This window comes from Pseudomonas sp. (assembly GCF_050739655.1).
Classification (GTDB): Bacteria; Pseudomonadota; Gammaproteobacteria; order Pseudomonadales; family Pseudomonadaceae; genus Aquipseudomonas.
In genome coordinates, this window is record NZ_JBOIBY010000345.1 from 13,844 (window position 1) to 39,158 (window position 25,315).

Consider the following 25,315-nt stretch of genomic DNA (forward strand, 5'->3'; position numbering starts at 1 on the left):
CAATCACTAGCCACCCAATTGAAAACTGATCACCCACACAAATAACAAGAAAAATATATTACGGCCACTTACAAGATTAACAGCCTGTTTCCCACTTCAATTCAATAAGCCTTAACACTCAAACTTTAAATATAACTAGCCGGACCCAACATACCGTACACTGCCGCTCACTCATCACCTCCACTTTCCACGCCACTCTCATCTGATTCTGAGTCACTTTCGGCTTCCTCCTCGTCGGCTCCCTCTACCGGATCTTCGCCTACCTGAATCAAAACCCGCTTATCCAGACTTGCATTGTTGTAATAGTTGGAAACACGCTGCCTACTCGCGTCACTCAGTGGGTTATCAGAAAAATTGTAATTGGCGTTACGTGTATCCGGCACATCGAACAGCTCGTCAGGTATGTCGACAATTTCATTGAATGCCAAATCAACAAACGTCAGTTTCTCCAGCGCAAATAGCCCAAAAGGTACTTCGCTCAACCCTGTTGCCTTTAACTGAAGCCGCTCCAGTTGCTTCATGTGAACAACTGTTGGACTGATGCCCAACGGATTATTGTCCAGGTCAAGTTCTTCAAGGCTGTCCATATGCGCAATGCCCTCCGCCGTGGCCTCAGTCAGGCGAAGGTCGCAGTTTTCGAGCGAAAGACCGGTGAGTGATCGCATCTGGAAAACTTCTACCGGAAAGCCTTCCAGACGAACCCCTCTCATTGTCAAAGACTCAAGACCCTGGAAATTTTTAAGAAAACTGGCCGCTCTGAGATCCGCACTACTATTGATTAGCAAAAACTCGGACACATGGCTGAAGTCCGCCGATACATCGGGCAGATCACCGAGGACGTCCACTTTGGAAAAGAACCTGCCAACATCGAAGCGGTTCTCCGGTGTCAGACGGCGCCCCCAACAGGCCTTCACCACCTCAATAAATGCGGCTCTGTTGCGGCGTTGAGCTGCAGATTCTTCAGAGCTCAATGGCAAGTCAGTCTGCGGATGGCGGGCTGGTACGTCGGCGCCCCACAACTCCAGCTCATTGACCAGGGCTAGATACTCATTCTCCAGGCTGATCAGTGCAGGTAACGGATTTGCGCCTAATCGTTCATTGCGCAGTGCCTCCAACTCATCCTCGGCCAGCGTGGGGAAAAGGCGCTTAAAGCGCTGTTCAACGGTGCCTGGCGCTGAAGGTATTCCGTCCCCTCCACCCAATAAATAGCCGGCACGACCGACCGCTAGCCCCATGGGTGAACGCAAATCGGGTTCAAGTGGCGGCTGGTTGAACATCATCCTTAGCGTGGATCTCGGCAACAATGGCTGTTGCCGGACAGCCTGCTCCAGTTCGCTACCCTGCCAGACGTCAGACAGACCAAGGGCTTCGCGCTGAGCGCGCGGCAGCGCATGTTGGACGGCACCGTATAGATCATCGAGCCCATGAAGTTGCTCACCATGCTCATCAAAGGTCTCATACTGTTTCCCCTTCCTTACCAGTACTTTGCGAATCGATGCATCGCTGTGGCCGATACTGTCAAGCAGAGCACCGTCAAAATGAGCGTCACGCACCTCGATTCGAACACGTGCCGACCAACCGTCCAGCGTTTCCAGCGTATGCAGGATCACCATCTCGCTATCTGTGCTGGACATCGCCTCCAGATAGACCCCTTCATAAGCGCGATTGATGCGCACCTCGCGCAGATAAAATAGTGCTTCATCCGCCATCCGTCGGGGCATGCCGTTCCTGTTTTGCAAATGCAGGCGCTCAGCTGCACCAGCCTCTCGCCACAGCTCTTGCGCGACCGTACGCGGTAATTGCGGGAAAACCCGTCGCATCTGTTGTGCGGGAATATCCGCCTCAGACTCGAACGCCTCCTCAAGCACTTCGAACAGTTCTTCGCGATGCATCAGCGCCCATTGTTCCATCCGGTTGCGCAGCAATGAGGCACGACGCGAGAGTGAAGGGAGCGAATCGCCAAATGCTGAACTCAGGCCCAGGAGTTTTTTCAGCGCACCTTCTTCCAGTGTTGTCACAACGGTTTGAATCACGTTGCCGTCAAGCAGCGAGGCTTCAGATAAAACCACCTGTTGCGCCTTCAACAAATGCAACTGCAAGCGCACGTCAGCCTTGGCGTACAGCAACGGATCGCTACTGCCCACGTACTGACGGAACGCGCGAATACGCTCATCGAGCCTGAATCGCCGGATCGTATCGCCAAGCAAGGCTGGTGGGCGCCCGGCATGAACATGCAGATGCCTCAGCATGGCCTCGTCAACACCACTGACGGCGAGAATTCGTTGCGCCGTTGCATCGGAAAAATCCGCCACCGACTGCCCCAGGCGCCGGAACAGTTGTGCGCCTTGCCACTCCATCGGCCGCTCGACTTCATGAGCCCAGGCCCCTTCTCCGTTATGGGTCAGCCGTGGTCGGTAGGCGTTTGGCTGCCGAGGATGGCGAACGTGAAAGACGCCGGATTCAGCCCCTTCGGCCACCTCATACGTGCGCCCTTCAAGCGTCAGAAGCTTTTGGCCTTCCCGATGAAGCAACCCCAGGTCGTCCAGCTCACTCCCAACTGAGACCGCCGGGATTTGTTCGTAGGGTTTCAGGTCCGGATTCCACAGGCGCGCCCGGCCATCGTCCAGCACCACCGGCTTGAGTCCTTCGACAAATGCCGAAGGTTTGATAGTGAGAACTTTTCCAGCCACAGCACCGGCGGCCCCCAAGGCGCCAACCTGGATCAGGTTTTCGGCGACGGACAGCAGGTGTCCGGCGGCCTCGGTCACTTGCCCTTCGGCCCAGTCGAGAATGCCGGTAAAGGTATCGTCCAGCAGTTGATAGGCGGTGTAAGCCAGCATCAACTCACCCAGAAACGGCACGAAGGGCATCGCCACCAGGGTTGCAACCTGCAAAACAATAAACGCCACACGTTCCAGACTGTCCCACAGCGCCCAGCGCGATTGACGATCCACGTCCGCCGTGGACACGGCAATGGTTCGGGCGTCATTGAGGATTTTGTTAAGCGACTCCTGATACAACCATTGCCACGGATCATTCCCGACCCTGTGCATAGTAAATCGCAGCGTGGGGTTATCCACTCGCGTAGCACGCCAAGGGGGTAGCGAGTCACCGGGTTGCGGGGGGTGAAAAGTGACAACATTCAGATACTGGTCGAGCCCGGCAAAAAATGCCCCGCGTTGCTCATGGTCGATAAACCGCGAAAAGAAGGTTTGATAGTCCGTCGAGCGCAGCTGCTCTATCAATGTCGACCGGAAGGCCAGTGTCGATGAATATTCCTTGATCGGGTGCTGCGGATCATCGGGTATGTACACCAGCAGTGGCTCGACTCTGGTCGAGTTTTCCACATCACCGGCCAGCACTACGATCCCGGTCAGCCTGGCTGCCATGATCTGCAACTGATGACAGTGCAGGGTCGAGCTGCGCACACCATCAGCAATCTGCAACAGCATGGCCTGTGAATCTGCGCCGATATCTCCTTTCATACCTGCCAATAACACGGATGCCTTGAATGCATCCTTTTGATTGGTTTTAACGCGATACGCCAGCATGGCTTTGGCTGCCGCATCGCGGGCTAATAACACCTCCTCCAGTTGTCGATAGTACTGGCCACCAATATCAAGTTCACGACACATGGACGCAAATGCAGGAATGCTGATCAGCTCATTAACTGGCAATATATTGAATTGACCGAGACTATCTGGCTGGCTGATAAAACAGGATGCCGCATCAAAATAGTTTGCTTGCGACTCTTTGTTCTCGAAGTTGTGCAGAGCAGCATCCAGCAACGACAGGTTCTTGACTCGATACCCCCGCACGATGCCTTCCGGCAAATAGAGCTGCAGGCACGTGTTGATAACATCCAGTTCAACGCCAAAACGATCTTTCAGCGCTTTTCGCAATAAGGGCTCGGCAAACTGGCGGATATCGGCAAGCGACTCGAACACTCGGTCGAGTTTGGCCTGCGACTGCCATCTGGCTTTGACGGCCTGAGCCAGCGCAGTGTGTGATGCCACCGATGCGGCCCTGTACCAGTCAGGGATAGCGACCTTCGTATGTCGTAATGCCTGACGCCGGTGCGGTGAAGCCTGCGTCAACCAGTCAGGAATTCGTTCTTCAATGAACTGTTGGTGACGTGCATCATGCATATGGAAATCCTATAGCCCGAAATGAAATTTCAGCCTATAGAACCCGACAGTTTCCAAGGTGTTATGTAATTACCACACAGAACGTTGCAGTTCGTGCAAGACATGCGGTCATTGTTCGTCGCTATAGACAAATTTCGGCATTTCCCAATGAAAACGGATCGCCAGCAAACGCAGCAAAAAACCACCGAACAATGTTATTAAAATCGATTGCTCACCGGGTAATTGCAAATAGACACAGAGCATGTAACACCACGACGCAGCGAACGACACGCTGGCATAAAGTTCGCGACGGAAAATCAACGGAATGTCGTTGCAGAAGATATCCCGCAGGATGCCGCCGAACACGCCCGTGATCACACCGCTGACCGACGCAACCAACATGCCATGGCCCATTTCCAGGGCGGTCATGCAGCCGATCAGGGTGAACGCCACCAGGCCGACGGCATCGAGCACCAGAAACAGCGAGCGCAGATGACGCATCCAGCGCGCCGTGAACACGGTGATCATGGCCGCGATAGTCGTCAGTATCAGGTATTCAGGGTGCTTGACCCAGGTCAGCGGGTAGTGCCCCAGCAGCACATCGCGCACCGAACCGCCGCCCAACGCCGTGACGCACGCGATCAGTACCACACCGAACCAGTCCATGCCCCGCCGGCCCGCAGACAGGGCGCCGGTCATGGCTTCGGCGGTGATTGCGATCAGGTAGAGCATCAGCAACATGGTGGCGGTCCTTGCGAAAAAGGCGCGCAGTCTACTCACTTCACCACGGACACAAAAGGATCGTGGTGTAGATCAGGCCTTGATGAAATGCTTGCGGTAATGCTGCAGCTCGGCGATCGATTCGCGAATGTCGTCCAGGGCCAAATGGGTGCTGCCCTTCTTGAAGCTGTCACGCACGTCCGGCGCCCAGCGCGCGGCCAGCTCTTTTAGCGTGGAGACGTCGAGGTTGCGGTAGTGGAAATAGCTTTCCAGGGATTTCATATGGGTATAAAGGAAGCGGCGGTCCTGGCAGATGCTGTTGCCGCAGATCGGCGACTTGCCCTTGGGCACCCACTTTTCCAGGAACGCGATCGTTTCGGCTTCGGCTTCGGCCATGCTGATGCGGCTTTCGCGTACGCGTTGGGTCAGGCCCGAGTTGCCGTGGGTGCGGGTGTTCCACTCGTCCATGCCGGCAAGAATTTCGTCACTGTGGTGGATCGCGATCACCGGACCTTCGGCCAAAGTGTTCAGGTCGCTGTCAGTGACGATGGTGGCCATTTCGATGATGACGTCGGTGTCCGGGTTCAAACCGGTCATTTCCAGGTCGATCCAGATCAGGTTCTGCGAATTTTGCATTTGTCGGCTCCTAGGCAATGCTGCGCAGTTTAGCCTAGGCAGGTGGCAGGGCGTGCTAAACTCGCGGCCGTTTTACCTAATCGCTGCATTCTTGATACGGAACACCCATGGCCAAACGCCAACTCAATCGTCGTCAAAACTGGCGCATCGAAAAGATTCAGGGCGAGCGCGCTGCCCGCGCCGCCAAACGCGAGTCCTCGGCTGTCGAAGCACTTGAGGGCGGCGACCTAGGCCCGGAACAACACGGCCTGGTAATCGCGCACTTCGGTGTACAGGTCGAAGTCGAGGCCCGTGATGGCGAGCTGGCCGGCCAGGTATTCCGTTGTCACCTGCGGGCCAACCTGCCGGCGCTGGTAACCGGCGACCAGGTTGTCTGGCGTGCCGGCAACCAGGGGATCGGCGTGATCGTGGCGCAACTGCCGCGCAACACTGAACTGTGCCGCCCCGACAGCCGAGGTCAGCTCAAGCCGGTTGCCGCCAACGTCGACATGATCGTCATCGTCTTCGCACCGCTGCCCGAGCCCCATGCCAACCTGATCGACCGCTACCTCGTGGCCGCCGAACACGCCGGCATCAAGCCATTGCTGTTGCTCAACAAGTTTGACCTGATCGATGAGCACAACGCCCCGGCACTGAACGCCTTGCTCGCGGTTTACCGCACGCTCGGCTATCCGGTACTCGAAGTCTCGGCCCATCACGGCAACGGCATGGAACAACTGCAGAAGCAGTTGGACGGACGCATCAGTGTGTTCGTCGGCCAGTCCGGCGTCGGCAAGTCGTCGCTGGTCAACAGCTTGCTGCCGGACGTCGAAACCCGAGTTGGCCCGTTGTCGGAGCTGTCCGGCCAAGGCACTCACACCACCACCACTGCGCGCCTGTTCCACTTCCCCGGCGGCGGTGAACTAATCGACTCCCCGGGCATCCGCGAATTCGGTCTGGGCCACGTTAGCCGCGCCGATGTCGAGGCCGGTTTCATCGAGTTCGACGACTTGCTCGGCACCTGCCGCTTCCGCGACTGCAAGCACGACCGCGAACCCGGTTGCGCCCTGCTCAAGGCTCTGGAAGATGGCCGCGTGCAGCAGCAACGGATGAACAGCTACCGCTCGATCATCGCCAGCTTGCCGGAAAACGGCTATTAAACAGTCACGCCCACTGTCCCGACTCAAGCGGGGCAGTGGGTTGCTGGTTCTGCTGCGCCCTCTCCCGCCGACCTAAACGTCAGACCTTTCCGTAAGGCGACTGCGCTCGCATTTGTAGGGCATTTCTCTTTAGTTTCCCACCCCTTGTAGCTGCCAGCCAGTGGCCTAAGTTCAAACCCTCTTCGCACTCCAGCGACACCGAGGGATACCCATGCAAACCTACCATTTGTTCATCAGCCATTCGTGGACCTACCCTCTGGCCCACGACAATCTCGTGCGCTTGCTCAACGCGCAACCAGACTTCACCTACAAAAATTATTCGGTGCCACCGCACAATCCGATTGTCGGCGCCAGAACCGACAAACAACTGATCGAGGCCCTCGAAAACAAAATCCGTCCGTGTTCGGCCGTGCTGATCATGGCTGGCATGTATTCCACCTATAGCAAGTGGATCAACAAGGAAATCGAGATCGCCAAGCGCATGGGCAAGGTGATCATCGCAATCAAACCTTTTGGCGCCGAGCGGATTTCTGCCGTAGTGCGTAACGCGGCCCATGCCGAATGCGCCTGGAACACTAAAAGCATCGTCAGCGCGATTCGCTCGCAAACGGCGGTATAACCATGCGCAAGGGACTGTTTATCGGTATCAACGACTACACCCACGTCTCGCGCTTGAGCGGTTGCAGTAATGACGCCATGGCCATGGCTTCAGTGCTCAAGACCGACGCCAACGGTGATCCGAACTTCAAGAACATCGTGCTGACCTCCGCCGAGGACTATCTGAGCCGAGAAAAACTCGAAGATCAGATCCGCGAGCTGTTTTCCGGCGACTGCAATGTCGCGCTGCTGTATTTCGCCGGCCATGGCAGCTTCGATGCCGACACCGACGAAGGCATGTTGATCCCGCAGGACTACAAGAGCGCCAAAGACGGCATTCGCCTCAGCGACATTCTCAACTGGGCGTCCAAAGCCACCAGAATCAAGAACAAAGTGATCATTCTCGACTGCTGCCAGAGCGGCTCTGCCGGCGAAGTGCGCGCCTTGCGCAGCGAAGGCAGCGTGGTGGGCGAAGGCATGACGATTCTGACCGCCTGCAAAAAGGAAGAACCGGCCATGGAGGGCGGGCAACACGGCGTGTTCACCGGGCTGCTGCTGCAAGCCTTGCACGGCGGTGCGGCGAACATCCTGGGAAAAATCACTCCCGGCAGCCTCTATTCATTTGTCGACAACGCCCTCGACGCTTGGGAACAGCGCCCGGTGTTCAAGACCAACGTGTCCCAGTTCATTTCCCTGCGCGAAGTGTCGCCGCTGATCCCCAAGGAAATTCTGCGAAAACTGCCCGACTGGTTTGCCGAAGCGGAATCTGTTTTCGCCCTCGACCCCAGCTTTGAACCCACGGAATCTGCATTCAATCCGGAACACGGTGAAATCTTCTCCCAACTGCAAAAGTGCAATCGCCACAGCCTGATCGAGCCGGTGGACGCCGAACACATGTACTACGCCGCCCTCCACTCCACCGGTTGCCGCCTCACCGCCCTCGGCGCCTATTACCGCGAACTCGCAATCAAGGGACATTTCTGATGCCAGTGTTTATCAGCTATCGCCACATGGATCGCGCCCATGCGGTCCACATCAATACACGCCTGATGCAGGCCAACATTAAAACGTACCTGGACGTGCTGGACGCCGAATCCCAGACCACCGACGACATCACCGGCGTGATCACCCGTAACATCAGCGAATGTACGCACCTGCTGGCGGTGGTTTCGGACAAAACCGCGTCGTCCTGGTGGGTGCCGTTCGAAATCGGCGAAGCGACCATCACCAACCGGCGCATCTGCTCATTCAAGACTGGCCCGGCAGAACTGCCGCTGTACCTCGACAAATGGCCGAAACTGACCAGCGACCGGGACATAGAGTTCTTTATCGATGCCTATCGCAACGAATTGACGCTCAAGCGTTCGATGTCTCTGGAATCCGTGTCTGGCAGCGAGTCGACACGTGCCACGAACAGGACCAATGCCGATCGGTTCCACACAGATCTCAAGTCCAGAATTTATCGAGGATTCTAAAAACAGCGAGTACAAAAAAGCCGACATCACTGTCGGCTATTTTGTGCTTCTAACAATGTATTTAGATTTGCTGCATTGTGAGAAAACTCAAAGAATGAGGCTTGCTCCGAGAATTGCGTAGGACGGATCTGAGACCCCCAAGCGGGGTTTTACTTTGCTTGGCGCCTCGGTAGAGTTCGCCTGCCGTCGACGAATCGGTGGTCGACCTTAGTCGGTCGCAACAGATGATGCGCAAGCGCCTGTAATATCGTGGCGCTTTTTGCTACTTCGGAAATCTGCCCTTCACTATCAGACAGATATTTACTGTCGCGAAGCTTTCGAAATCGGCACCCTCTGACTGCCCCGGAATTTGCCATGGACAATCAATCAGTACCATTGCTTCAACAGCGTTTCGATGCACTGGTACATCGCGTGCCCGAAGAAGATATCGAGTTCTGGTTCGCTCGCGAGCTGCAAGTCCCCTTGGGTTACGCACGCTGGGATAATTTTTTGACCGCCGTCAGGCGTGCCGTTACCTCCTGTGAAGCTACAGGAGTTGAGGCTTCCGATCATTTTCGTGACGTTACGAAAATGATCGAGGTGGGCAAAGGTGCTAAGCGTCCTGTCGAAGATTTCATGCTCACGCGTTATGCCTGCTACTTGATTGCCCAAAATGGTGACCCGCGGAAACAAGCGATCGCTTTTGCTCAGAGCTACTTCGCGTTGCAAACGCGCAAGCAGGAGTTGATCGAAGACCGAATGCGTTTGCAGGCCCGCTTCGATGCTCGAGATCGTTTGCGTGAGTCGGAGAAGGAACTATCACAGAACATCTACGAACGTGGTGTAGATGATGAAGGATTTGCCCGAATTCGCTCTCGAGGGGATGCAGCATTGTTCGGCGGCAAGACCACGCAGGCAATGAAGGACAGGTATGGCATCGTTAAGAGCCGTCCGTTGGCTGATTTTTTACCGACGCTAACTATCGCTGCCAAAAACCTGGCTAATGAAATAACTAATCACAACGTGCTACAGGTGGACTTGCAGGGCGAGCCGGCCATTGCCAAGGAACATGTCCAGAATAATTTGAGTGTCCGAGATATGTTGGGGCAGAGGGGTATCAAGCCCGAGGAACTTCCTGCTGAAGAGGACATAAGAAAGCTTGAACGTCGCGTCAAATCCGAAGAGAAAAATCTTGCAAAGCAAGCGATCAAGCTTCCTGCGGATGATTCAACTAATGATTAAGTTTTATCAGGCTAACTGAACTGGCAATCGTGAAATGATTCCCTCGGGTGTCGATTGCTTGATCATGCCCTACGAAAAAGCCGACATCACTGTCGGCTTTTTTTGTAAATCACTGCTTGCGCGGCTCACCCGTTTTCGGTGCTGGATCATCGAACAGGTTCAAACGCTCACGAAGCTCGTGGGCCGGCAGCGGCTCCTTGTCCGCGGGCAGTGCGTTCGGATCGACCGGTGCAGCCGGCGCGGCTCCCGGAGCGGCCGACCCTTGCGGTGCATCAGGAGCCGGCTCGGCACCTTGCGAACCTTCGATCGCACGCTGGGCTTTCTTGGTCAGCACCACGATGTCGATACGGCGGTTGACCGGGTTGAACGGATGCTCGCGGTCGAACAGGGCTGACGAGGCATAACCGACCACCCGTGCCACCTGCCCATCCGGATAGCTGCCCGCGACCAGTGCACGGCGAGCGGCGTTGGCCCGGTTGGCCGACAACTCCCAGTTACCGAAATCACCGTTACCAACGTACGGCTTGGCATCGGTGTGGCCGCTGATGCTGACCTTGTTCGGCACCGCCTTGATGGTGTCGGCCATGGCCAGCAGGATGTCTTCGAAATACGGTTTCAGACGCGCACTGCCGGAATCGAACATCGGGCGGTTTTCGGCATCCACGATCTGGATACGCAAGCCGTCCGGGGTGATCTCGAACATGATCTGGTCTTTGAATTTCTGAAGTTGCGGGTTTTCTTCGACCTTGTTCTGCAGTTCCTGCAGCAGCAGTTCGAGGCGCTCCTTCTCGACCATTTCGGCCATGCCTTCGACCTGTTCGGCGTCGACGGTGACCTTGTCGGGTTGTGGCTGGGATTTCACCTCGGGGTTGAGGGTGTTTTCCGGCGCCAGGGTCGGCGTGCCACCGAGGTCGATGATGTACGGCGTACCGCTTTCGGAAAAGCCGATCGGGTCCTTGAAGTAGCCAGCGATCGCGATCTTCTGTTCCGGCGTTGCCGTGGACAGCAGCCACAACACCAGGAAGAACGCCATCATCGCCGTGGCGAAGTCGGCGAAGGCGATTTTCCAGGCGCCCCCGTGATGCCCGCCGGCGATGCGCTTGACGCGCTTGACGATTATCGGCTGATTATTCTCCATTTTTATCGACCGCGAACCGCTTGTTCCAGCTCGGAGAAGCTAGGACGGTGCGCCGGGTACAGAACCTTGCGCCCGAACTCCACGGCCAGCGATGGCGGCATGCCGGAAGCCGAAGCCACCAGCGAGGCCTTGATGGCTTCGTAAGTGTTGAGCTCTTCCTTGGCATCGTGGGCCAGGGAATGGGCCAACGGACCGAAGAAACCGTAGGCGGCGAGAATACCGAAGAAGGTACCGACCAGCGCCGCACCCACGTGCAGACCGATGGATGCCTGGTCGCCCTCGCCCAGGGACGCCATGGTCACCACGATACCCAGTACCGCCGCGACGATACCGAAGCCGGGCATGCCGTCGGCAATGCCGTTCACTGCATGGGATGGATGCTCAAGGTCTTCCTTGAGGCTGTACAGCTCCATGTCGAACAGGCCTTCGAGCTCGTGGGGCGCCATGTTGCCGGAGGACATGATGCGCAGGTAATCACAAACGAACGCGGTCATGCGCTCGTCCTTGAGGACCGTCGGGTATTTGGCGAAGATTGGGCTCGCGGCGGCATCTTCGATGTCGCCTTCGATGGCCATCATGCCTTCGCGACGGCTCTTGTTGAGGATCTCGTAGATCAGGCCCAGCACTTCAAGATAGAAGGCATGAGTGAAACGCGAACCGAACATGCTCAATGACTTTTTGAGCACGTGCTTGGTCATGTAGCCGGGGTTGGCCTGCAGGAATGCACCGAGGGCCGCACCGCCGATGATCATCACCTCGAAGGGCTGGATCAGGGCTGCAATTTTGCCGTGGGAGAGCACGTATCCGCCGAGCACGCTCGCGAACACGACGATGATGCCGATTATTTTAGCCATAGGTAGGAGAGCACTTACTGAGTCGGGTTCAAGGTCATATTCGGAAGTTAATAAATCTCTTCTTCTACTTATCGGCAAAACTGCGCCAGACTAAAGGCAGTTCAGGCGAAAAGCCAATTTGACCCACTTCGGGCTCCGGTAATGCAGATGATGATCGCCTCCAGACATGGCTAACGAAACGAACGTCCCGACTCCAAAACCGAAAACACTCGAAGGCTGGGTCAAGCTTCTGGATGGTGTGCGCCTGCCGGTTCCGCAAGCCAGTCACGACCGTGTCTGCCGGGCGATCCGCGACAGTCGCAGCTCTCTGCGCAACATTGCCGATTTGATGCAGGACAGTCCGGCCCTGGCCTTGAGCGTGATTCGCGAGGCCAACCGACACACCCACGGCAGCATGACCGAGCCTGCGGAAAACCTTGAGATCGCGATCAGTCGCCTCGGGTTGAAACGCACCGAGCAATTGCTCGACCGCCTGCCGGCCGAGCCCATGGCCGAGATTCCCAAAGCCCTGCGCCAGCTGCAGATGATCAGCCAGCATGCCACCCAACAGGCCAACGGCTTTTTCGCCAGCCGCCTGGCACGTCTGTGGCAGGACATCCATTGGGGCAGCCTGCTGTTTCTGTCGCCGCTGTGGCCATTGGCACTGACGCATCCGCAATTGCTCGAAGAGTGGGAACTGCGGGTCATCCATAAAGGCGAGTCGGCGCGCAAAGTCGAGAAACAGTTGTTCGGCACGCGCCTGCTAGAAATCGGCCTGGCCCTGGTGGACATCTGGCGCCTGCCGATCTGGGTGCAGCAAGGTTATAAACTGCTGCTCAGCGAACAACGGGAACTGGTGAAAGTGCTGCGCATTGCCCGCGACAGCGACCATCCCCTGCGCCAACAGAACCGCCTCGATGACGACCCGACTTTGCGCCGCTGGCTCAATCAGCCAGCCAACACCGTGCTGCTGGCCAACGGGTTGGCGCTCTCGGCGCAACAGGCCTGGGACAGCCCGCACAGCGAGCGATGGCAATACCTGACCAGTCTTTACCTGCAAATGCCGATGGACGAGGTGCAACAACAACTGCACCAACAGGCCGCCAACAGCGCCCGCCATCACGCCATACCTGATCTCTGGCACCCTGCCGTTGCGTTGCTCTGGCCGTGGGGCACGAATCGAGTTCACCCCAGCCTGCTTCCTGCTTCGGCACCATCCGCCGAAGACCTGGCAACGTGGCGCAAGCAATGTGCCGAACTGCTGATCGAGCCGAGCCGCTTCACCAATGCCATGCACCTGACCACCTCTGCCCGCGACGCATTGGTCGCGTGCGGCATGCGGCGGGTGATGATCCTCATGGCTGATCGCACCCATGCCAATCTGCGGGTACACCAAACCGCCGGGCTGCCAAAAGAGGTGGCCGCACTGAACTTCGTGGTCAATCAAAGTAACGTACTGCAACGGCTGCTCGCACAGCAGGCCCAGGTGCGTCTGACTCCAGAGAACAACGCGCAGTTTTCCGCCCTGCTGCCCAACAGCCTGCGTTCGCAATTCAGCGGCGAACACCTGCTGTTGCGCTCACTGGTCAACAATGGCCGGGTGATCATGATCGTCGCGGCGGATCAGGGCGGTGGGCCGTTTTCGGAAATCACCGTGCAAGCCTTCAGCAAAACAGCGCAGTGCATCGAGAAGGCGCTGCACAGCTTTAGTCAGCGCGGTAAATAAGCCTGCGCTACAATCCCCCCTTTTGTGCTCTGGAGACCTCACATGACTGACTTCTCTGGCTTGCCGCTGGTGATCGAGCCGAGCGACTTGCTCCCTCGCCTCGAAGCCCGCGATCTGATTCTGGTCGATCTGACTAGCAGCGCCCGCTATACCGCAGGGCACATTCCTGGTGCGCGATTCGTTGACCCGAAACGCACGCAGCTCGGCCAGGCGCCTGCGCCGGGGCTGATGCCGCCGCAAGCGGCACTCGAAGCCTTGTTCGGTGAGCTGGGACACAACCCCGATGCTGTCTACGTGGTGTATGACGACGAAGGCGGCGGCTGGGCCGGGCGCTTCATCTGGTTGCTGGATGTCATCGGCCATCACAAGTACCACTACGTCGACGGTGGCCTGCCGGCCTGGCTGGCAGAAGGCTTGCCGATGTCGATTCAGGTTCCGGCGCCGGTGGGTGGCCCGGTGGCATTGACCCTGCACGACGAACCCACAGCGACCCGCGAATACCTGCAAAGCCGTCTCGGCGCTGCCGACCTGGCGATCTGGGATGCGCGCGGACCGCTGGAGTACTCCGGCGAGAAAGTGTTGGCAGCCAAGGGCGGCCATATTCCCGGCGCGGTCAATTTCGAATGGACCGCTGGCATGGATCAGGCCCGTAATCTGCGTATCCGCACCGACATGCCGCAGATTCTCGAACAACTCGGAATCAGCAAAGACAAAGAAGTGATTACCCACTGCCAGACTCACCACCGTTCTGGCTTCACCTATCTGGTGGCCAAGTCCCTCGGTTATCCGCGGGTCAAGGGCTACGCCGGCTCCTGGGGCGAATGGGGCAACCATCCCGACACCCCAGTAGAGATTTGAGCTTTTTAAGGACCGTTAATGAACAAGCGTCTGTTTATCGTCAGCCAGTACCTGCTGCCCCACAACCTGCTCTCTCGATTGGCCGGCTGCATTGCCGAATGCCGCGTGCGCTGGTTCAAGAATGCCTTTACCGCATGGTTCGCCAAGCGTTATCAGGTGAACATGTCCGAGGCCCTGGTTGAAGACCTCACCGCCTACGAGCACTTCAACGCGTTCTTCACCCGCGCACTGAAAGACGGCGCGCGCCCACTGGACGAAACACCGGGGGCAATCCTCAGCCCGGCCGACGGTGCGGTCAGCCAACTCGGTCCAATCGAACACGGTCGCGTGTTCCAGGCCAAAGGCCACAGCTTCAGCGTGCTGGAACTGCTCGGTGGCGACGCAGCCAATGCCGCGCCGTTCATGGGCGGAGACTTCGCGACCATTTACCTGTCGCCCAAGGACTACCACCGCGTGCACATGCCGCTGGCCGGCACCTTGCGCGAGATGGTCTACATTCCGGGCCGCCTGTTCTCAGTCAACCAGACCACCGCTGAAAACGTCCCCGAGCTGTTCGCCCGCAACGAGCGTGTAGCGTGCATTTTCGACACCGAACGCGGACCGATGGCCGTGGTTTTGGTGGGCGCAATGATCGTCGCGTCGATCGAGACAGTATGGGCTGGCCTGGTGACTCCACCGAAACGCGAACTGAAAACCTTCCGTTACGACGAAGCCGCCCGCGCGCCGATCCATCTGGAAAAAGGTGCGGAACTGGGTCGATTCAAACTGGGTTCGACCGCAGTCGTACTGTTCGGGCCGGATCAGGTGAAGTGGGCTGAAGAACTGGCGGCGGGATCGCCAGTGCGCATGGGTCAGGGTATGGGCTCACCAAATGCCTGATTCACACCACCACTGTAGGAGCGAGCTTGCTCGCGAAAAACCTGAAGGCGCCGCAGGCATCCAGAATGCCTGCGTCATCGTTGACGTTCTTCGCGAGCAAGCTCGCTCCTACAGGGTTGATTCTTTTATAGCTGTCCGTCGCGATCGCGGAAGCCCAGCAGATACAGCACGCCATCCAGCCCAAGGGTGGAAATCGCCTGCTTTGCCGACTGCTTGACCAGCGGCTTTGCACGGAACGCCACGCCCAAACCGGCAATCGCCAGCATCGGAAGATCGTTGGCGCCGTCGCCGACCGCGATGGTCTGCTCCAGACGCAAACCTTCCTTGTGCGCCAGTTCTTTGAGCAGATCCGCTTTGCGCTGTGCATCGACAATCGGCTCGACCGCAACGCCCGTGACCTTGCCATCAACCACTTCCAGTTCGTTGGCGAACACGTAGTCGATGCCCAGCTTGGCCTGTAGCTGCTTGGCGAAGTAGGTGAAGCCGCCCGACAGGATCGCGGTCTTGTAGCCCAGGCGCTTGAGTTCGGCGAACAGGGTTTCGGCACCTTCGGTCAAGCGCAGCGAAGCACCAATCGAATCCAGTACGCCAACATCCAGCCCCTTGAGCAACGCCAGGCGCTCCTTGAAGCTGGCGCGGAAGTCCAGTTCACCCGCCATCGCCCGCTCGGTGATTTCCGACACCTTGTCACCGACGCCGGCAGCCTTGGCCAGCTCATCGATCACTTCGGCCTCGATCAGGGTCGAGTCCATGTCGAACACCGCCAGACGACGGTTACGACGGAACAGCGAGTCTTCCTGGAAGGCGATATCGACGTTCAGTTCCTGGGCGACGCTGAGGAATTCAGCCCGCAATGCCTGCGGATCGGCCGCCTCGCCACGCACAGAAAATTCGATGCAGCCCTTGCCCTGGTCAGCCGGGGTGTCCAGCGGCATACGCCCGGACAGGCGATCGATATGGTCGATATTCAAGCCGTATTTGGCGGTGATCGAACTGACGGCCTGCAACTGCCCGGCTGTCACCTTGCGGGTCAACAACGTCACGATGTGGCGTTTTTTGCCCTGGTTGCCGACCCATTGCTGGTAATCCTCTTCGGACACCGGTGTGAAACGCACCTGTTGATCCAGCTCATAACCCTTGAACAGGATGTCCTTGAGCACGGACTTGCCTTGTTCGGTGCCAGGAATTTCAACCAGGATGCCAAACGACAGGGTGTCGTGGATCACGGCCTGACCGATGTCGAGAATGTTCACACCACCCTGGGCCAAAACGCCGGTAATGGCCGCAGTCAGACCCGGACGATCGGATCCGGTGATGTTTATCAGGACAATTTCGCGCAAGGCGCACCCCCGCAGGTGGAAAAAAATCGCATTCTACCCACTTTCAGTGACCATCGGGCACCGCGAGCGCTTTGCCGGTCTAGGGCCTGTCGCTATACTGCGCGTCAACTTCACGGACAAAAGAGCCGAGCTCAAGTGAACCGGCCCACGCCAGTAAAAACCGATAACTTCTTCCTGCTGATCTTCCGGGCACTGCGCCACCGCCGTGTACCGATTGCATTGCGCATCGCCAGCCATAACGTGATCCTGGTCGCTCTGGCCCTGGTGATCTACGCCTGCGTGATGGGATTGCAGTTCAAGCAGGCCATGCACGAGCAGGCAGATGCGCTGGGTGAAAGCCTGACTACGCAGACAGCCACCTCGGCCACCGAGCTGTTGGTGTCCAACGACATCCTCAGCCTCAACGTGCTGCTCAACAACCTGACCAAAAACAAGTTGGTGGCCCACGCCGCCATCTACAGCATGGATAACCGCATCCTTGCCGAATCCGGTCAGCGTCCCAAGCACGGCCTGCTGGGCGAAGCCGAAGGCATCTACCAGAGCAAGATCACCTTTCAGGACGTGACCGCCGGCCAGCTGCGCATCAGCCTGGACATGGATCAATTCCAACAGCCGATGACCATCAGCCTGCAAAGCATGGGCATCCTGAGTGCAATCCTGCTGGCCTTGTCCCTGGCCTTGAGCCTGCGCCTGGGTCGGCACATCTCCACGCCGCTGCTGCAACTGCGTGTATGGCTGCGCAATATCGACGAATACACCCCGGCTACCGACCGGCAGGATGAAATCGGCGACCTGGCGCGCCAACTGCATGCCAACTTCGCGCCGGAGCCTGCAGAACCGGAGCCTGTGCCCGAGCCCGAGCCCGAGTTCGACGACAACGATTACGACGATGCCGAACCAGGCTTCGAAGTACGCAATTTGAAAGACCCGAGCTTCGACGAAAGCCGCCCAGTGGCTGCGATGAAGGCCGCACCTCGGCGCGTTGTCAGCACAGTCGAAGACGAGGAAGACGACGACGCGTTCGCCGATTTGCTTGATGACACGCCAGACAGCACGGCAAAACCGGTGGCCCGACGTGCTCCATCGAACGAGCCGCAGCACAGCGCCGTTCTGGCAGTCCAGCTGGGCTCCCAGGAACAACTGCGTCGTTTGCCGCGCACTCGCCTTGAGGAACTGCTCAAGCGCTACCGTGACTGCCTCGACCAGGCGGCATCGCTCTACGAGAGCGAACTGCACACTCTGAACGACGGCAGCACGCTGATGCTGTTCCATAGCGAAGACAGCGGCGATGACTACCTGACCAATGCCATCTGCTGCGGCGAACTGCTACGGGCGCTGGGTCATCAGTTGCAGATCGAAGTCGCCGACAGCGGCATTACCCTGCAATTGCAGCTTGGTTTGACCTTGGGTGACGAGCTGTTTGGCCTGAGCCAGATCGACTTGCTGCTGACCGATCCCGCCCAGGACGCCTTGGCCCTGTCGCAACACAGCCGCAACCTGCTGCTGGTGGAGCGCAAGATCAGTGACGACGCGCTTATTCGCCAACGCGCACGGATTCGCCCGATTGCCAGCCCTGAAGGCGCTTGCTGCGTAGAGCGGTTGATGGAGCCTTATCCGTCGATGCTTGAGCGGCAACTGGCGCGGATGCATGAGCGCCGGGCGTAACAGCCAGCCCTGATATAGAAAAAGCCCGCAGATGAGTGATCGTCTGCGGGCTTTTTTGTTGTCTGGGCTGACGCTATCGCGAGCAGGCTCGCTCCCACAGGGTATGGCGGTGCACAGACCTCTGTGTAGGAGCTGCCGAAGGCTGCGATCTTTTGGCTTCTTTGGTGTTTGCACTGGCCTCTTCGCGGGCAAGCCCGCTCCCACAGGGTCCCAGGCCGCCCGCAATATTTGTGTTCAACAAAGGAACCTGTGGGAGCGGGCTTGCCCGCGAAGAGGCCTGAACAGACGCTGAAGATCTCGACCTGCAGAAACAACAAAGCCCGCACAAGGCGGGCTTTGATGATGATTCAACGACGATCAGAAGCGAAACACTTCCATATCGGTGCGAATCGGTGCAGCCATCGGGATCTTAGGCTGTTTTTCAGCTTCCGCCGCCGGCGCTGCCGGTTTTGGTGCCGGCTTGCGCGGGGCTTCGGCGATCGGTGGCTGGTTAGACAGCGGCTTGAGCGCCACCGACAGCTGTTCAGCCAGTTTCTGCAACAACACACCCTGAGCCTGAACTTGCGCCGCCGTGGTGCCGGCGTGCTGTTCTTGCAGGTGGATGATGCGGTTGTCGCGTACCTGTCCACGGCGGTCGATCAAACGCCACTGGGCATCAAGGATCGCCGGCTGCTTTTCGCCCGAGTCCAGACGGGTAATGGTCAGCAGCACCTGAACATCCGGGGTGAAACCGGTGGTAGCAGGGGCTAGCACGACGCGCTGGCTGTCCAGGCGACCGGACACCTGACGCAACAACAACTGATCGATGTCCGAAGACAGGCTTCCCGCCCAACGGCCATCGGTCGAAGCTTGCAGGCTGCCGTCTGGCTGACGCTGCAACAGGGTTTCGCGCTGCAGGTAGTCAGCAACGGTCACCGGGCCCAGCAATACCGCCATGCCAGCGCTTTGCGCAGGCTGGACCGGACTTCCACTGTCCAGTTGATACAGCGACACCGGCTGGTGAACGCTGCAACCCGCCAGGCCAAGAACGCCGGCGAGCATCAAAATAAAAGGAAGGCGCAGAGCAGTCATCGTCCCGTCCAAGTGATTGCCACAAGGCTAATCACAGTGAAAATACTCAATAAATATGAAGAACGCGCGGCCACGCCGGCGCTTGAAAGGGCATATCATCCGTGAATATGCGCTCCGACTCCAGCGCGAAAGCGTCGATCTACGGGTTAAATCGTAGATCGAGCCCTCTAGGACGCTTGATTGAGGTACTTAGATGTTTTCGACGAGCAGCGCATCTACCCTCTGGAAGCCACGTGGCAGCTTATTACCACGACGCCCACGCTCACCCTTGTAGTGTTCGAGGTCGTCCGCTTTCAGTGACAAGGTACGTTTTCCGGCCTGCAACACCAGCGTTGCACCGTCCGGGATGACGGCGATGTCCGTGACATACTCTTCGCGATTGGCCACGCGCTCTCCGGGAATCCCGATGATCTTGTTGCCTTTGCCCTTACCTAATTGTGGCAGATCGCTGATCTTGAAGATCAGCAGGCGACCTTCGGTGGTCACCGAAGCCAGCCAGTTTTGCTCACGATCGGCCACCGGACGCGGCAGGATCACCTTGGAGTTGGTCGGCAGACTCAGCAGCGCCTTGCCCGCCTTGTTCTTGGCCTGCAAGTCTTCACCCTTGACCACGAAACCGTAGCCGGCGTCGGAGGCGATCACGTACAGCGCATCGTCTTCGGGCATCAACACGCACTCAAAGCTCGCGCCTGGTGGCGGCGTCAGACGACCGGTCAGTGGTTCGCCCTGACCACGGGCCGATGGCAGAGTGTGCGCGGCGACAGAGTAGCTGCGACCGGTAGAGTCGATAAACACCGCATATTGGTTGGAACGCCCGGGCGCCAAGGCCTTGAAGCCATCGCCGGCCTTATAGGAAAGCCCGGTGGCGTCGATTTCGTGGCCCTTGGCGGAACGCACCCAGCCTTTTTCCGACAGAACCACCGTCACTTTTTCGTTCGGCAACAGATCGTGCTCGGTCAGCGCCTTGGCTTCGGCACGTTCGACGATTGGCGAGCGGCGGTCATCACCGTAGGTTTCCGCGTCCTTGATCAGTTCGCTGCGCACCAGTTTTTTCAACTTGGTTTCGCTGCCTAGCAGGGCTTGCAGCTTGGCTTGTTCCTTGAGCAGTTCATCCTGCTCGGCACGCAGCTTCATCTCTTCCAGTCGCGCCAACTGACGCAGACGGGTGTCGAGGATGTAATCAGCCTGGATTTCACTCAGGGCAAAACGCTCGATCAGCTTGGCCCGTGGGTGCTCCTCGGTACGGATGATATGGATCACTTCATCCAGGTTGAGGTAAGCAATCAACAAGCCATCCAACAGGTGCAGGCGGCGCTCGACTTTGTCGAGGCGGAATTGCAGACGACGACGGACCGTCTGAACACGGAACTCCAGCCACTCAACCAGCAATGCCCGCAGGTTCTTCAGCTGCGGCTTGCCATCCAGGCCAATGATGTTGACGTTGACACGGTAGCTCGATTCCAGCTCGGTGCTGGCGAACAAATGCTGCATCAGGGCGTCGTGGTCAAAGTTTTTCCGTGCGCCCGGAATGATCACGATCCGGCATGGGTTCTCATGGTCGGATTCGTCACGCAGGTCAGCGATCTGCGGGGCCTTGGACGGTTTGGCCTGCATCATGGCTGCAATCTGTTCCAGCACTTTGGCGCCGGAGACCTGATGCGGCAGCGCGGTAACGATAATGTCGCCGTCTTCGATGTGATAAACGGCGCGCATACGCACCGAACCACGGCCGGTTTCGTAGATTTTCAGCAAATCGGCGCGCGGCGTGATGATTTCCGCTTCGGTCGGATAGTCCGGGCCCTGGATATGCTCACAAAGCTGTTCGACCGTGGCCTTTGGCTCATCGAGCAGCCGCACGCAGGCGCTGGCGACTTCGCGCAGGTTGTGCGGCGGAACGTCGGTGGCCATGCCCACGGCGATACCAGTGGTGCCGTTGAGAAGGATGTTCGGCAAACGTGCCGGCAACACCAGCGGCTCGTCGAGGGTACCGTCGAAGTTTGGCCCCCAATCCGCGGTGCCCTGACCGAGTTCGCTTAGCAGCACTTCGGAATAGCGCGACAACCGGGCTTCGGTGTAACGCATGGCAGCGAAGGACTTCGGATCATCCGGCGCACCCCAGTTGCCCTGACCGTCGACCAGCGTGTAGCGGTAGCTGAACGGCTGTGCCATCAGGACCATGGCTTCGTAGCAGGCCGAATCGCCGTGGGGGTGGAATTTGCCGAGCACGTCACCGACGGTACGTGCCGATTTCTTGTGCTTGGAGTCGGCGTCCAGTCCCAACTCGCTCATGGCGTAAACAATGCGCCGCTGCACGGGTTTCAGGCCGTCGCCGATATGCGGCAAGGCACGGTCCATGATTACGTACATGGAGTAGTTGAGGTAGGCATTTTCGGTGAAGTCAGCCAGCGATCGGCGTTCTACGCCATCTAAGCTGTCTGCAAGGATGTCGCTCATGCGGGCCTCATCGGTTCGTTGTCTGGCGCAGCAGCATGGTGCCACCGCGCTGGGTAAATTCAAGTTTGTTCAATGCGCTCATACCGAGCAGTACCTGATCACCATGCAGGCCTGGCGCCACCAGTGCGCGAACATCCCGCAGCACGATGTCGCCCAGTTGCAGGCGTTCGATACGGGTGCGATAGCCCTGGCTCAGGCCATTGGCCGTGCTAAGGGTCACACCAAAACCTTCTTCCAGCTTCAACCGCTTGGCCAACTGCGCCGGGATCGCGACATCGGTCGCCCCGGTGTCGAGCATGAAATCCACCGGCTGACCATTGATATGGCCGCTGGCGACGAAATGCCCTTGGGCATTGCTGGCCAGTTTCACCTCGATAAAACCATCGCCCTGTTCCGAGCTCACCACCACATTGGGGTTTTGTTGACGCTCTTCCCACTGGCCGAAAAAACGCGTTGCCAGAAACAGTGCCGCGCACCAGGCCAGCACCATCAACACCCGACCGGCGCGTTTACCTGGCGGCTGCTGGCTCACGGCTTGGCACTCCAGCCACCGTCAGGCGCGGCAAAGCGCCAGACAATCGGGCGCTGCTCGCCATCGGCGCGGGCACCATTGTTGTTATCGACACCAACCCAGGCCCCGTCGACGTCCACCACCAACGCTTCTTCCAAACCGTAGTTCTGTGGATAACGACGGTTGTCCTGCAGCACCTCGGCGGCGTATGACCAACAGCGCTCGACCTTGGCCGTCTGCGGATCGCGGCGACAAATCTGGTAAGCGTTGCGCTCAAGGGTGAACAGTTTGCCGTTGAACAGGGATACATCGGAAAAATCCCGGGGAACGGCTTTGGCCTTGGGAAACTGTGGCGGCTGCATTTCCTTGCCCGCCTCGCTCAACAACACACAGCCACCGTCGCAATCCCACACGGTCTGCTTGCGCTTGATCAACAGCAACCCGCGACTTTGACGCTCTGCGGACAGCCACATCTGATCACCCGCCGGATTGATCGCCAATCCTTCGAACAGGGCATTGAATTCCGACAACAGGCCACTGGCCCGCGCTTCGCGAATCATGAGCGGTGAAATTTTCAACCAGGATGCTGGCCCCGTCGGCGGTATTTGCAACACCGCCGCATGGGATTCACTGACGACATAGCGATTACCTGCGTTGTCACAGGTAATGCCTTCGAAATCCAGGTCTCCGCCTCGTACGAACGACGCCAGCCAGGCCCGCGAACGCAGGCCCCAGGGCAAACCGCTGGCGGGCACCGGCGGAACATCGATGACCACCGCTTCCGCACGCCAGAGGCTGTTTGCAGTGTCCAGGCGGTAGATCTGGTCGTCGTCGCGGTCGGAGACCGTCCACAGGTCGTTGCCACATTGGGCCAGCCCGGACAGGTTACCGCCGCGCATGCCGTCAATGACATGCTCGGACAACAGACGCAGTTGCGGTGCCGGCTCGGCAGACACCGTGATCGAGGTCAGCAGCAACGCACACGCCAGGGCAAAGCCCAAGCGCATCAGCCCAGCACCTCCGCCAGGTTGCCCTTGGACTCCAGCCAGGTCTTGCGATCACCGGCGCGTTTTTTCGCCAGCAGCATGTCCATCATTTCCGATGTCGCAGCGAAGTCTTCGCCCAGGGTCAGTTGCACCAGACGTCGGGTGTTCGGGTCCATGGTGGTTTCACGCAGTTGCGGCGGGTTCATTTCGCCCAGCCCTTTGAATCGGGTGACCTGCGGTTTGCCGCGCTTCTTCTCGGCCACCAGACGATCGAGGATGCCATCGCGCTCGGCTTCGTCCAGGGCGTAATAGATTTCCTTGCCCAAGTCGATGCGGTACAGCGGCGGCATGGCGACGTAGACGTGACCGGCTTCCACCAACGCGCGAAAGTGCTGGACGAACAAGGCACAGAGCAAGGTCGCGATGTGCAGGCCGTCGGAGTCGGCGTCGGCGAGGATGCAGATCTTGCCGTAGCGCAATTGGCTCATGTCCGCAGCACCCGGATCGACACCGATGGCCACGGCAATGTTGTGCACTTCCTGGCTGGCCAGTACTTCGCTGCCGTCGACTTCCCAGGTATTGAGGATCTTGCCGCGCAACGGCAGGATTGCCTGAAACTCTTTATCCCGCGCCTGCTTGGCCGAACCACCGGCAGAATCACCTTCCACCAGGAACAGCTCGGAACGCATCGGGTCCTGCCCGGCGCAGTCAGCGAGTTTGCCCGGCAGTGCCGGACCCTGGGTGATACGTTTACGCTCGACCTTCTTGCTCGCCTTCAGGCGACGACCGGCGTTACTGATCGCCAGTTCAGCCAGTGCCATGCCGGTTTCCGGATGGGCATTGAGCCACAGGCTGAAGGCATCCTTGACCACACCGGAAACGAACGCCGCCGCTTCGCGGGACGACAGACGCTCCTTGGTCTGACCGGAGAACTGCGGCTCCTGCATTTTCATCGACAGTACGAAAGCAATGCGTTCCCAGACGTCTTCCGGCGCCAGCTTCACGCCACGTGGCAACAGACTGCGGAATTCGCAGAACTCGCGCATGGCATCAAGCAGGCCCTGGCGCAAACCGTTGACGTGGGTGCCGCCCTGGGCGGTCGGAATAAGGTTGACGTAGCTTTCCTGCACCGCGTCGCCGCCTTCAGGCAGCCACAGCAACGCCCAGTCCACCGCTTCCTTGTTCCCGGCCAGGCTGCCGCAGAACGGTTCGTCCGGCAAACGTTCGAACTCGCTGACTGCGTCGACCAGGTAGGAACGCAGGCCGTCTTCGTAGTGCCATTCGACTTTCTCGCCGGTGGCCTTGTCTTCAAAACTGACCAGCAACCCCGGGCACAGAACAGCCTTGGCCTTGAGCACGTGCTTGAGGCGACTGATAGAGAATTTCGGTGAGTCGAAGTATTTCGGATCCGGGGCGAAGAACACGCTGGTGCCGGTGTTGCGCTTGCCAACCGTACCGACGATTTCCAGCTCGGTTTTCTTGAAGCCGTCGGCGAAGGTCATCTGGTATTCGTTGCCGTCACGCTTCACGCGCACCCGGACTTCGGTCGACAAGGCGTTGACCACCGAAATACCCACCCCGTGCAGACCACCGGAGAACTGGTAGTTCTTGTTGGAAAACTTGCCGCCCGCATGGAGCTTGGTGAGGATCAGCTCGACGCCCGACACGCCTTCTTCGGGGTGAATGTCCACCGGCATGCCACGACCGTCATCGCTGACTTCCAGCGAGTGATCGGCGTGCAGAATGACCTGCACCGATTTGGCGTGCCCGGCCAAGGCTTCGTCGACGCTGTTGTCGATGACTTCCTGGGCGAGGTGGTTCGGCCGACTGGTGTCGGTGTACATGCCGGGGCGTTTGCGCACCGGGTCGAGGCCCGAGAGGACTTCGATGGCGTCGGCGTTATAAGAGCTAGCGCTGGGAGTGGCCATGGGGTCTCGTC

General features: G+C 58.5%; 20 protein-coding genes. 9 read left to right on the forward strand and 11 right to left on the reverse strand.

Annotated features, from left to right (window positions below; all coding sequences use genetic code 11):
• Positions 1-167: 167 nt before the first annotated feature.
• The 3 genes from ACRESJ_RS16555 to orn form a co-directional block, all read right to left on the reverse strand.
• Positions 168-4,148, reverse strand: coding sequence for a dermonecrotic toxin domain-containing protein (locus ACRESJ_RS16555; RefSeq protein ID WP_431758856.1), 3,981 nt, complete (start codon positions 4,146-4,148; stop codon positions 168-170).
• A gap of 108 nt (positions 4,149-4,256) precedes the next feature.
• Positions 4,257-4,868, reverse strand: coding sequence for a trimeric intracellular cation channel family protein (locus ACRESJ_RS16560; protein ID WP_431758857.1), 612 nt, complete (start codon positions 4,866-4,868; stop codon positions 4,257-4,259).
• A gap of 72 nt (positions 4,869-4,940) precedes the next feature.
• Positions 4,941-5,483: an oligoribonuclease gene (orn, locus tag ACRESJ_RS16565; RefSeq protein ID WP_431758858.1), complete on the reverse strand. Its 543-nt coding sequence runs from the start codon at positions 5,481-5,483 to the stop codon at positions 4,941-4,943.
• Between the two features lie 107 nt (positions 5,484-5,590).
• Between orn and rsgA the strand changes: the two genes are divergently transcribed.
• The 5 genes from rsgA to dinD all read left to right on the forward strand — a co-directional run bounded on the left by rsgA (position 5,591) and on the right by dinD (position 9,915).
• Positions 5,591-6,622, forward strand: coding sequence for a small ribosomal subunit biogenesis GTPase RsgA (gene rsgA / locus ACRESJ_RS16570; RefSeq protein ID WP_431758859.1), 1,032 nt, complete (start codon positions 5,591-5,593; stop codon positions 6,620-6,622).
• A gap of 211 nt (positions 6,623-6,833) precedes the next feature.
• A complete protein-coding gene (locus tag ACRESJ_RS16575) occupies positions 6,834-7,241 on the forward strand; it encodes a TIR domain-containing protein (protein ID WP_431758860.1) in 408 nt (135 codons plus the stop codon).
• A gap of 2 nt (positions 7,242-7,243) precedes the next feature.
• Entirely contained in the window at positions 7,244-8,203 is a 960-nt protein-coding gene (locus ACRESJ_RS16580; RefSeq protein ID WP_431758861.1) for a caspase family protein, read from the forward strand.
• Complete coding sequence (locus ACRESJ_RS16585) at positions 8,203-8,694, forward strand: toll/interleukin-1 receptor domain-containing protein (protein ID WP_431758862.1); 492 nt, start codon at positions 8,203-8,205, stop codon at positions 8,692-8,694. The genes ACRESJ_RS16580 and ACRESJ_RS16585 overlap by 1 nt, the downstream gene beginning before the upstream one ends.
• 354 nt (positions 8,695-9,048) lie before the next feature.
• Positions 9,049-9,915 carry a DNA damage-inducible protein D gene (gene dinD / locus ACRESJ_RS16590; protein ID WP_431758863.1) on the forward strand — a complete coding sequence of 289 codons (867 nt, stop codon included), beginning with the start codon at positions 9,049-9,051 and terminating at the stop codon, positions 9,913-9,915.
• Between the two features lie 109 nt (positions 9,916-10,024).
• Here dinD and motB read toward each other — a convergent pair whose 3' ends face one another.
• A complete protein-coding gene (gene motB / locus ACRESJ_RS16595; protein ID WP_431758864.1) occupies positions 10,025-11,053 on the reverse strand; it encodes a flagellar motor protein MotB in 1,029 nt (342 codons plus the stop codon).
• A gap of 2 nt (positions 11,054-11,055) precedes the next feature.
• Positions 11,056-11,907, reverse strand: a complete 852-nt coding sequence (gene motA / locus ACRESJ_RS16600) for a flagellar motor stator protein MotA (RefSeq protein WP_431758865.1) — start codon at positions 11,905-11,907, stop codon at positions 11,056-11,058.
• Positions 11,908-12,073: 166 nt separating this feature from the next.
• Here motA and ACRESJ_RS16605 point away from each other — a divergent pair, with 166 nt between their 5' ends.
• From ACRESJ_RS16605 to asd, 3 genes are read left to right on the forward strand one after another with little or no spacing between them, the layout of a single operon-like run.
• Entirely contained in the window at positions 12,074-13,612 is a 1,539-nt protein-coding gene (locus tag ACRESJ_RS16605; protein ID WP_431758866.1) for an HDOD domain-containing protein, read from the forward strand.
• Between the two features lie 42 nt (positions 13,613-13,654).
• Positions 13,655-14,470, forward strand: coding sequence for a rhodanese-like domain-containing protein (locus tag ACRESJ_RS16610; RefSeq protein ID WP_431758867.1), 816 nt, complete (start codon positions 13,655-13,657; stop codon positions 14,468-14,470).
• Between the two features lie 18 nt (positions 14,471-14,488).
• Positions 14,489-15,349 (forward strand): archaetidylserine decarboxylase, encoded by an 861-nt coding sequence (gene asd / locus ACRESJ_RS16615; RefSeq protein WP_431758868.1) that lies wholly within the window; start codon positions 14,489-14,491, stop codon positions 15,347-15,349.
• Between the two features lie 125 nt (positions 15,350-15,474).
• Here the strand turns inward: asd and serB are convergent, their stop codons facing one another.
• A complete protein-coding gene (serB, locus tag ACRESJ_RS16620; protein ID WP_431758869.1) occupies positions 15,475-16,689 on the reverse strand; it encodes a phosphoserine phosphatase SerB in 1,215 nt (404 codons plus the stop codon).
• A gap of 135 nt (positions 16,690-16,824) precedes the next feature.
• Here serB and ACRESJ_RS16625 point away from each other — a divergent pair, with 135 nt between their 5' ends.
• Complete coding sequence (locus ACRESJ_RS16625; protein WP_431758870.1) at positions 16,825-18,354, forward strand: AhpA/YtjB family protein; 1,530 nt, start codon at positions 16,825-16,827, stop codon at positions 18,352-18,354.
• A 357-nt stretch (positions 18,355-18,711) separates the two neighbouring features.
• Here the strand turns inward: ACRESJ_RS16625 and ACRESJ_RS16630 are convergent, their stop codons facing one another.
• From ACRESJ_RS16630 to parE, 5 genes are all read right to left on the reverse strand, one after another.
• Positions 18,712-19,425 carry a PqiC family protein gene (locus ACRESJ_RS16630; protein WP_431758871.1) on the reverse strand — a complete coding sequence of 238 codons (714 nt, stop codon included), beginning with the start codon at positions 19,423-19,425 and terminating at the stop codon, positions 18,712-18,714.
• Between the two features lie 189 nt (positions 19,426-19,614).
• Positions 19,615-21,879: a DNA topoisomerase IV subunit A gene (gene parC / locus ACRESJ_RS16635; protein ID WP_431758872.1), complete on the reverse strand. Its 2,265-nt coding sequence runs from the start codon at positions 21,877-21,879 to the stop codon at positions 19,615-19,617.
• A gap of 7 nt (positions 21,880-21,886) precedes the next feature.
• Positions 21,887-22,411, reverse strand: a complete 525-nt coding sequence (locus tag ACRESJ_RS16640) for a retropepsin-like aspartic protease family protein (RefSeq protein WP_431758873.1) — start codon at positions 22,409-22,411, stop codon at positions 21,887-21,889.
• A complete protein-coding gene (locus tag ACRESJ_RS16645; protein WP_431758874.1) occupies positions 22,408-23,397 on the reverse strand; it encodes an esterase-like activity of phytase family protein in 990 nt (329 codons plus the stop codon). Before ACRESJ_RS16645 ends, ACRESJ_RS16640 begins: the two co-directional genes overlap by 4 nt.
• Positions 23,397-25,304: a DNA topoisomerase IV subunit B gene (gene parE / locus ACRESJ_RS16650; protein WP_431758878.1), complete on the reverse strand. Its 1,908-nt coding sequence runs from the start codon at positions 25,302-25,304 to the stop codon at positions 23,397-23,399. The genes ACRESJ_RS16645 and parE overlap by 1 nt, the downstream gene beginning before the upstream one ends.
• Between the last annotated feature and the right edge of the window lie 11 nt (positions 25,305-25,315).